Annotated in this window: 1 protein-coding gene; it reads left to right on the top strand. The window is 73.7% G+C overall.

Annotated elements, in window-relative coordinates:
* Positions 1 to 200 precede the first annotated feature (200 nt).
* Positions 201 to 1,157, top strand: coding sequence for a pirin family protein (locus JS521_RS04140; RefSeq protein WP_205081340.1), 957 nt, complete (start codon positions 201 to 203; stop codon positions 1,155 to 1,157).
* The last annotated feature ends 131 nt before the right edge of the window (positions 1,158 to 1,288 follow it).

The following is a 1,288-nucleotide window of genomic DNA, read 5'->3' as shown; positions in this document are numbered from 1 at the left end:
GGTGCGCGGGCTCCGTGGGGTTGGGGCGGCGGTGCCGCCGGGCCGCCCGAGCGCGCCGCCGCCCGCCGCCCCCCCCCCCCCCCCCGGGGGGCCCCCCCCCCCCCCCTGTCGTGGCCGGCCTCCGGGAATGCGCGACGCCTTGCAGGATGTTCACCATTCAACTAAATTGATCGCAGAACACTCGCCCGGAGGTGGCTTCCATGCCCGCAGTGACTGTCGACAACCCGCTGACCCTGCCCAAGGTGGCCGCTTCGGGTGACGCCGCGGCCCGTCCCGTGCTCGCCGTCACGACCGCGCCCAGCGGCTTCGAGGGCGAGGGCTTCCCCGTCCGCCGCGCCTTCGCGGGGATCAACTACCGGCACCTCGACCCGTTCATCATGATGGACCAGATGGGTGAGGTGGAGTACGCCGCCGGGGAGCCGAAGGGCACCCCCTGGCACCCGCACCGCGGCTTCGAGACGGTGACGTACCTGATCGACGGGACCTTCATCCACCAGGACTCCAACGGTGGCGGCGGCACCATCGAGAACGGCGACACCCAGTGGATGACCGCCGGCTCGGGCCTGCTGCACATCGAGGCCCCGCCGGAGTCGCTCGTCCTGTCCGGCGGCCTCTTCCACGGCCTCCAGCTCTGGGTGAACCTGCCCAAGGCCGACAAGATGATGGACCCGCGCTACCAGGACATCCGCGGCGGCGAGGTCCAGCTCCTCGCCTCCCCGGACGGCGGCGCGCTGCTCCGGGTCATCGCCGGTGAGCTCGACGGCCACCAGGGCCCCGGCATCACCCACACCCCGATCACGATGATCCACGCCACCGTCCGGCCCGGCGCCGAGGTGACCCTGCCGTGGCGCGAGGACTTCAACGGCCTCGCGTACGTCCTGGCCGGACGCGGCACGGTCGGCCAGGAGCGCCGTCCGGTCACGATGGGCCAGACCGCGGTGTTCGGGTCCGGCGGTTCGCTGACCGTCCGCGCGGACGAGCGGCAGGACGGCAACACCCCGGACCTGGAGGTCGTCCTCCTCGGCGGCCGCCCGATCCGGGAGCCGATGGCGCACTACGGACCGTTCGTGATGAACAGTCAGGCCGAACTGAAGCAGGCCTTCGAGGACTTCCAGGCCGGCCGCCTGGGCACGGTCCCCGCGGTCCACGGCATGTGACGAGCCGTCACCCGTACGGTGTGGGGGGGCGCGCCCCCCCCCCCCCCCCCCCGGGGGGGGGGTCGCGTTCCGCCCCCAGAACCCCCAAACCAGCGCCCCCCCGCGACCCCGCCGCGCCCGCGTGGGGGCAA

Origin of the sequence: Streptomyces durocortorensis (genome assembly GCF_016901035.1) — a bacterium.
In the GTDB taxonomy this organism is placed as follows: domain Bacteria; phylum Actinomycetota; class Actinomycetes; order Streptomycetales; family Streptomycetaceae; genus Streptomyces; species Streptomyces durocortorensis.
The sequence above is the reverse complement of the archived record's forward strand: the minus strand, read 5'-3'. Positions and strand labels throughout refer to the sequence as shown.

Bases quoted from the DNA above. Each gene is read 5' to 3' on its own strand.
- JS521_RS04140 (WP_205081340.1), top strand. From the start codon at position 201: ATGCCCGCAGTGACTGTCGACAACCCGCTGACCCTGCCCAAGGTGGCC.